This window comes from Colwellia sp. C1TZA3, from assembly GCF_007954265.1.
Lineage (GTDB): Bacteria > Pseudomonadota > Gammaproteobacteria > Enterobacterales > Alteromonadaceae > Cognaticolwellia.
Map to the genome: position 1 here is coordinate 19,762 of NZ_VOLS01000059.1, position 7,424 is coordinate 27,185.

The 7,424-nt window shown below is 39.8% G+C and carries 7 protein-coding genes; 5 read left to right on the forward strand and 2 right to left on the reverse strand.

What is annotated here, in order from left to right; translation table 11 throughout:
• Window positions 1-55: 55 nt before the first annotated feature.
• Window positions 56-1,612 carry a SulP family inorganic anion transporter gene (locus tag ESZ39_RS14660; protein ID WP_146880678.1) on the reverse strand — a complete coding sequence of 519 codons (1,557 nt, stop codon included), beginning with the start codon at window positions 1,610-1,612 and terminating at the stop codon, window positions 56-58.
• Between the two features lie 290 nt (window positions 1,613-1,902).
• Window positions 1,903-2,574: a GntR family transcriptional regulator gene (locus tag ESZ39_RS14665; RefSeq protein ID WP_146880679.1), complete on the reverse strand. Its 672-nt coding sequence runs from the start codon at window positions 2,572-2,574 to the stop codon at window positions 1,903-1,905.
• Window positions 2,575-2,929: 355 nt separating this feature from the next.
• Here ESZ39_RS14665 and ESZ39_RS14670 point away from each other — a divergent pair, with 355 nt between their 5' ends.
• The 5 genes from ESZ39_RS14670 to ESZ39_RS14690 all read left to right on the forward strand — a co-directional run bounded on the left by ESZ39_RS14670 (window position 2,930) and on the right by ESZ39_RS14690 (window position 7,273).
• The gene (locus ESZ39_RS14670; protein WP_146880680.1) at window positions 2,930-4,651 is read left to right on the forward strand and encodes a Na+/H+ antiporter NhaC family protein; all 1,722 of its coding nucleotides are present in this window, start codon (window positions 2,930-2,932) and stop codon (window positions 4,649-4,651) included.
• Between the two features lie 323 nt (window positions 4,652-4,974).
• Entirely contained in the window at window positions 4,975-5,712 is a 738-nt protein-coding gene (locus ESZ39_RS14675; RefSeq protein WP_146880681.1) for a DUF1538 domain-containing protein, read from the forward strand.
• 42 nt (window positions 5,713-5,754) lie between these two features.
• On the forward strand, window positions 5,755-6,525 hold the full coding sequence (locus ESZ39_RS14680) for a DUF1538 domain-containing protein (RefSeq protein ID WP_146880682.1): 771 nt from the start codon (window positions 5,755-5,757) through the stop codon (window positions 6,523-6,525).
• Window positions 6,525-6,875 carry a P-II family nitrogen regulator gene (locus tag ESZ39_RS14685; RefSeq protein WP_146880683.1) on the forward strand — a complete coding sequence of 117 codons (351 nt, stop codon included), beginning with the start codon at window positions 6,525-6,527 and terminating at the stop codon, window positions 6,873-6,875. The genes ESZ39_RS14680 and ESZ39_RS14685 overlap by 1 nt, the downstream gene beginning before the upstream one ends.
• On the forward strand, window positions 6,872-7,273 hold the full coding sequence (locus tag ESZ39_RS14690) for a CBS domain-containing protein (protein WP_146880684.1): 402 nt from the start codon (window positions 6,872-6,874) through the stop codon (window positions 7,271-7,273). The genes ESZ39_RS14685 and ESZ39_RS14690 overlap by 4 nt, the downstream gene beginning before the upstream one ends.
• Window positions 7,274-7,424 lie beyond the last annotated feature (151 nt).

A 7,424-nucleotide genomic window follows, 5' to 3' on the forward strand; every position in this document is an offset into this window, starting at 1 on the left:
ATACCATTAAGTAGATACCATTAAGTATCTACTTAATATAAACCTAAACGCTCATTTAACCCAGTTTGTCTGTAGCGATATAGTACTCAGGGTCTTCAATCACGTTGATTTCCACTAAGCTACCGGCTTTAGTTAACAGCTGTGTACATTCTTTACTTAAATGTCTTAAATGCATTTGCTTACCGTGACTAATATAACGATCGGCTAAAGTATCAATGGCTTCGATGGCTGAATGGTCAGCAACGCGTGAATCTTTAAAATCAACAATAACGTCATCACTATCTCCTGCCAAATCAAATTGTTCTAAAAAGCCAGAGATAGAACCAAAAAATAACGGCCCAGAAACGTCATAAACAGTTGAACCATTGTTGTTTATTGAACGATGAACCACGACATGCTTAGCGTGTTCCCAAGCAAATACTAAGGCTGAAACAATAACACCTACCACAACCGCGATGGCTAAATCGGTAGCAACGGTCACCGCTGATACTAAAATAATAATAAAGGCATCCGATTTTGGCACTTTGCCTAAAATACGAATACTCGACCATTCAAAGGTACCAATAACTACAATAAACATCACACCAACAAGTGCTGCCAGTGGAATTTGTTCAATTAAACCCGAGCCAAATAAAATAAAGCCCAGTAGCGCAAGTGCTGCTGTAACACCCGACATACGGCCACGACCGCCTGAGTTAACATTGATCATCGATTGACCAATCATCGCACAACCACCCATACCACCGAAAAAGCCAGTAACGGTATTTGCGGCGCCTTGTGCAATACATTCTTTATTGCCATGGCCACGCGTACCCGTTAGTTCATCAATTAACGTTAAGGTTAGTAATGATTCAATTAAACCAATAGCAGCTAGGATCAGCGCAAAAGGTAAAATTATTTGGAAAGTTTCAAAACTAAACGGCACACTTGGAATACTAAATTGTGGTAGGCCGCCGGCAATAGAGGCCGCAGGATCATTGGTCATATCACGAACAAAATCGACTACTGTGCGCGCGTCTAAATCAAGACTTTGCGCTAGCAATGTGACAACAACAATGGCAACAAGTGATGACGGTATGGCTTTAGTCAACTTAGGTAAAAAGTGAATAATCGCCATCGTTAATAAAATCAGACCAAACATAACTAACAATTGGCTGCCTTGCATCCACGCTAATACACCCGCATCATTAGTGACCTTAAATTGCCCTAACTGAGCAAGAAAAATCACGATAGCTAAGCCATTAACAAAGCCCAACATAACCGGATGTGGTACTAAGCGAATAAACTTACCGAGCTTAAATATACCAGCAAGTATTTGCAGCACTCCGGTTAACACTACCGTAGCAAATAAATATTCAACACCATGAATAGCGACTAAACTCACCATCACAACGGCCATTGCACCGGTAGCACCAGAGATCATCCCCGGACGACCACCAAATATAGAAGTGATCAAGCCCACCATAAAGGCGGCATATAGACCGACAAGGGGCTCAACACCGGCAACAAAGGCAAATGCTACCGCTTCAGGTACTAACGCTAAAGATACCGTTAAGCCTGATAAAACATCATTTTTTAAATTTGCCACTTTACTGGCGTGTAGTTCAAACATTATTTTCTCTACTTTGATTAGAACATCAAAAATATCAGCGTAATTTTACAATCCGGCTTGGTTTTTAAAATTAGCTTGTATTTAAATACTTTGGTTTCCCCAAAAAGACCTTAATGGCAGGCAATTCAAACGAAAACTAAACGAAGATCGCTATTTTTTGGGGTTTGAAGGCGCGGGTATACTATAGATACATCAGTGAAAAGTCAATATTCGCTCAAAAATACATCAAAAACTAACCCGTCAATATCAGACTTAAAAGCCTTGTTTTATTAAGGATTTAACAGCGATAGTTAACTGTTAATTATCGCTTCACGTTCATTTAAAAAAGCTTTAATCTCATCACGAGAACCAAGAATATGTTGTTTTAATAATGCCACTGCTTTTTCAACATCACGGGCTTTACAAAGTGCTAAAATTTCATTGTGTTCAGATTCTGCTTTAGAAATACCGCCAGCCCAAAGCAAATGCATACGAATATAACGGTCAGCATTTTTATTCAGGGTACTAACCAAAGCTTGGGTTTGTGGCCGATTAGCACCAGAGTATAAACAATTATGATAATCAGAATTTAGCTTGCTCCAGGTATTAGCAGCGTTTTCTTTACCTAAAGCCTTGTTGAGTTTTTTCAGTAATTGCGTTGCTTCTTCCAGCTTTTCGTCGCTCATACGTGGCAACGAATAAGCTAATAAATCAACCTCTAACATAGCCCGTAATTCAAAGAGTTCATCAACTTGATTGGCATTGAGCTCAGTCGCGGTGGCACCTTTATGAGGTTCAAAAGCAACTAAGCCTTCACCCTCTAACTGCAGTAATGCTTCCCTAACAGGAATACGACTCACGTTTAATTCAGCTGCAAGCGCGGCTTGCCTCAAAGGTTGACCCGCTTTAATCTCGCCACTTAATATTTTTTCTCTAAGTGTTTCAACAACTAATTGAGTTCTAGTTTTATATACAATGCTCATACTGGGCTTCCTAAAAATATTACCGCTATTATATAGGTCCGTACGTTAAACACAAAACAATCACGTTAGGCACTTACTATTTGAACCTCAGAGTCTATTAAATAATTTTTTTGTTTGTGTTAAGTTCGTTAATACCGCATTAAATGGACGATAAATTTAATGGCACAGGTATTTTTATTCATCACGCGGTGAAATTTACGTTTGATTTTATTTTATACCTTAACAATTCTGTTATCGTAAACTTGAAATTATGACCGTTGAGCTAATTTACTATTGCCTCCTACTAAGGTAGGTAAAGACAACAGTCTCAAAAAAATAAAAATAACAATAACAATAAAAATAAAAGAGTACCTCTATGCCAAAACACAATAGCATCGCCTTAGTGGCCTTTATTTTTGCGATTTTATCCGCAATTTATATTAAACAATTTATTGCGCCACAATGGGTAGAACAAAGTTATGTTTATGATGTCAGTACCAACAATAACGCTATTTCGAGTTATATTTATAAGGGTCAAAAGGTTATTATTGAGCAGGTTGTTGACTATCAAAGTTCGCCACTTAACCAACGTAACCTGAGTAATTCGGCAAATTCACCCACGCTTGAGCAACAATGGGTTCGAGATGAAAAACAGCAATTAAAACTACTCAAACCAGCCTTTCATTTTGGTGTTTGGTCACTGCTGCCCGCCTTTATAACCATTGCATTGTGTTTATTAACCCGTGAGCCACTGACCGCATTACTCGGCGGCGTGGTCGTTGGTGCTATTATGTTAGGGCGCTACGACTTAACTGATAAAGTTATTATTCCTAATCTTGCAAAGGAAGGCACAGCGGCACTATTATTACTGTATTTATGGCTGTTGGGTGGTTTATTAGGTATTTGGTCTAAAACTGGGGCAGCACAAGCTTTTGCCAATTATATGACCCAGCATTTTGTTAAGGGTAAAAAATCAGCAAAGCTAGTTTCATGGTTATTGGGCATATTATTTTTCCAAGGTGGCACCATGAGTACCGTGTTAGTTGGCACGACTGTAAGACCCTTAGCAGACAAAGCGAAAGTTAGTCACGAAGAAATGAGTTACATTGTCGATTCAACCGCCTCACCTATCGCCTCCATATTAGCTTTTAATGCCTGGCCAGCTTACGTTCAAGCCTTGATATTTATTCCCGGTGTTTCTTTTCTAGCTACCGAAGCAGACCGGATCAGTTTTTTCTTCCAAAGCATTCCCTTTAGCTTTTACAGTATGTTTGCGGTAACCGGTACTTTTCTGTTAAGTCTTAATATCACCACTTTTTCAGGTAAACGTATACGAGCGGCAAAGCTACGTGCTGAAACGACCCAACAACTAGACGCCCCTACTGCCAAGCCTTTAAGCGCAAAAGAATTACAAAGTACCGATATACCTGACGGTTATAAACCTCATGTGCTTGAATTTGTTTTGCCTTTAGTCACCTTAACCGCTATTGCCATTGGCAGCTTTGTTATACTCGGCTCGCCAAAAATCAATTGGGCTTTTGGCGCGGCATTAATACTTTCTGCGGCTATTGCCTTAATAAAAGGCATGTCGTTAAATCATGTGGTTGATGGTTTTGGTAATGGTTTAAAGGGTGTGGTGTTCGCATCGGTTATTTTAATGTTAGCGGTGATTATTGGTAGTATCAGTAAAGAAACCGGTGGTGGCTTATTTTTGGTGTCTTTACTTGGCGAACAACTGCCTTTTTGGTGTTTACCGGTAATTTTACAACTGATCACCATGATTATCGCTTTTTCTACCGGCACAAGCTGGGGCACTTATGCCATCGCATTTCCACTAGCCATGCCATTAGCTTGGGCTATTTGTCAAAGCCAAGGAGTTGCTAATCCTGAATTATTTATGATGCTATGTTTTGCCTCAGTGCTAAATGGCAGTGTTTTTGGCGATCAATGTTCGCCAATTTCTGATACGACTATTCTTAGTGCCATGACCACCGGCTGTGACTTAATGGACCATGTGAAATCTCAATTAGTGCCCGCCACATTGGCTGCATCACTAGCGGGAGTGCTGTGGACCCTAACCGCTTACTTTTTTGCCTGATTAATCTTCTAGCGATAGCCTATTAGTCATATGTTCAGTTTATTTACAGCTAAAAAAGTAATAATAATGCTCTCTTAACATTTATCTACCCTATTTTTATGAAGTAATAGCCTGCTATTACTTCATAAAAACACCTCGACACCCACCAATGTTTCTTCATCGGCATCATAATTTAACCCATACAACACTATGTCAGTTATTTAAAACAATATGGCTCCAAACTTTTAATTATTAACAATGAACTGCTAGCTTGTTTTGGATCAACTTTTGTTTTATTACGTTTGGTATAATGACATTTTTTCTTTGGCATTTCCTATAGCGATATGAAACAACAGTTAATTATTTTCCTCAAAGCACTTTTCGGTAGTTGTAAAGATTTATTACCTATCATACTTGTGATCACATTTTTTCAATTTGCCGTTTTACAACAACCCATGCCAAACCTAGGTGATATTTTTGTTGGTTTAGTCTTGGTGGTCTTGGGGCTAACCTTTTTCATTTATGGTTTAGAAATGGGCTTATTTCCTATCGGCGAGTCGATGGCAAAAGCCTTTGCGCAAAAAGGCAGTACAACTTGGCTGCTAGTATTTGCTTTTTGTTTAGGTTTTGGTACCACAGTTGCCGAGCCCGCACTCATTGCCGTAGCGAGTGAAGCCGCGGCGGTTGCCGCCAGTGGCGGTATTATTGGCGCAACAGAGATTGCACAAAACGAATACGCTAATGGTCTGCGTTATACCGTAGCCTTTGCTGTTGGCCTAGCGATTGTGATTGGGGTTTTACGTATTCTTCGTGGTTGGCCAATACAGTATCTTATTTTAGGTGGCTATGTCGTTGTGGTTATCATGACAGCATTTGCACCTACATGGATCATCGGTATTGCCTATGACTCTGGCGGCGTTACCACCTCAACTATTACCGTTCCTTTAGTCACAGCATTAGGTGTTGGCTTAGCATCGGCAATTAAAGGCAGAAATCCAATGACAGATGGGTTTGGTTTAATTGCTTTTGCCTCACTTACCCCGATGATTTTTGTCATGTTATACGGCATGGTACTCAGCTAATGAGCACAATAAATTTATTAATTAACCACGGAGCACACTAGCTTGAATTTGCTGATAGAGTTCTTCGAGATATTAAAATCAACCATTATTGACGTATTACCTATTTTATCAATCATTGTTATTTTTCAATTATTGGTGATACGCCGCCCTATTCCCAATATAAAACAAGTTGGCTTTGGGTTTTTCTACGTTTTAATTGGCTTAGCGTTTTTCTTATTAGGCTTAGAAAAAGCCTTGTTTCCACTAGGAAAAATAATGGCTGAGCAATTAACCGCTAGCGAATTTATTAACACGGGCGCTGTAATCAGTTGGACTGACTATACTTGGGTATACATTTTTGCTGCCGCCATAGGTTTTAGTACCACCATTGCCGAGCCCTCACTTATTGCCGTGGCATTAAAAGCAGAAGAAGTCTCTGGTGGTGGTATTAGGGCTAACAGCTTACGCATTGCTGTAGCTATAGGTGTTGCCATTGGTATCGCCTTAGGTAGCTATCGCATTGTTGCTGGGCACCCAATCCATTACTACATTATATCGGGTTATATTGTGGTGGTTATCCAAACATTTTTCTGTCCAAAAATGATTGTGCCGTTAGCATATGACTCGGGGGGTGTAACAACATCGACCGTTACCGTGCCACTCGTTGCAGCTTTAGGCCTAGGTTTAGCCAATACCATTCCCGGCAGAAGCCCTTTAATTGATGGTTTTGGCCTGATTGCCTTTGCCAGCTTATTTCCAATAATTGCAGTAATGGCTTATGCACAAATTAGTCAAATACAAACCAAAAAACTAACTGAAAGTGAGAATAAGTAATGCACTTTAAATTGATCATTGCGTTCATTGAAGATGACGTTACCGAGAAGGTAATGAAAGAAGCACGTATAGCTGGTGCTACGGGTGCCACAATAATTAATCATGCCCGTGGCGAAGGTATTAACCGCCAAAGAACATTTTTTGGCCTGCAACTAGAGTCCCAACGCGATGTATTATTATTTGTTGTTGAAGAGCATTTGTCTCGAAAAATTTTAGAGCGTATCGCTAAGGTCGCAGGTTTTGATGAAGAACCCGGTAAAGGTATTGCCATTCAAATTGATATTGAAGACGCGGTAGGTGTTGCCCACCAAGTTGAGCGTTTAAAAGGTAAAATTGAGGAAGAACTATGAATGCTAAATTAGTGCAAGTAAAAGATGCGATGACCACTAACAGCTATCAGTTTACCGATGGCATGGTCACAGTGGCCGAGGGAATAAAACTGGCAAAAATCCATCATGTCTCAGCGTTAATTATTAACAAACGTCACGAAAATGACGAGTATGGCTTAGTGTTATTGTCAGATATTGCTAAGCAAGTTATCGCGAAAGATAGATCACCTGAACGGGTAAACTTATACGAAATTATGGCTAAGCCATTATTGTCAGTTTCACCCGATATGGACGTGCGTTATTGTGCCCGCCTATTTGAGAACTTTGGTATTAATACCGCACCGGTCATTAAAGACCAGCAAATACTCGGCTTGGTCAATTATACCAACATGGTACTTACTTTATTAGCTAAAGACTAATCGCTAGCCATTGAAGTTGAAGTTATACCAATCCCATTAAGTTATTGCTCACTTGTACTAGTTAAAATAGCTCAAGGCTGTGTTGCTCTCACTCCCAATAGCCAGCTATTGCTCAATCGAGCGCCTTACCTTGAATTATTTTTCCTGCGCA

What these genes read in the sequence shown, in the direction of transcription:
- ESZ39_RS14660 (WP_146880678.1), bottom strand. Translation starts at nt 1,612, where the DNA reads ATGTTTGAACTACACGCCAGTAAAGTGGCAAATTTAAAAAATGATGTT.
- ESZ39_RS14665 (WP_146880679.1), bottom strand. Translation starts at nt 2,574, where the DNA reads ATGAGCATTGTATATAAAACTAGAACTCAATTAGTTGTTGAAACACTT.
- ESZ39_RS14670 (WP_146880680.1), top strand. Translation starts at nt 2,930, where the DNA reads ATGCCAAAACACAATAGCATCGCCTTAGTGGCCTTTATTTTTGCGATT.
- ESZ39_RS14675 (WP_146880681.1), top strand. Translation starts at nt 4,975, where the DNA reads ATGAAACAACAGTTAATTATTTTCCTCAAAGCACTTTTCGGTAGTTGT.
- ESZ39_RS14685 (WP_146880683.1), top strand. Translation starts at nt 6,525, where the DNA reads ATGCACTTTAAATTGATCATTGCGTTCATTGAAGATGACGTTACCGAG.
- ESZ39_RS14690 (WP_146880684.1), top strand. Translation starts at nt 6,872, where the DNA reads ATGAATGCTAAATTAGTGCAAGTAAAAGATGCGATGACCACTAACAGC.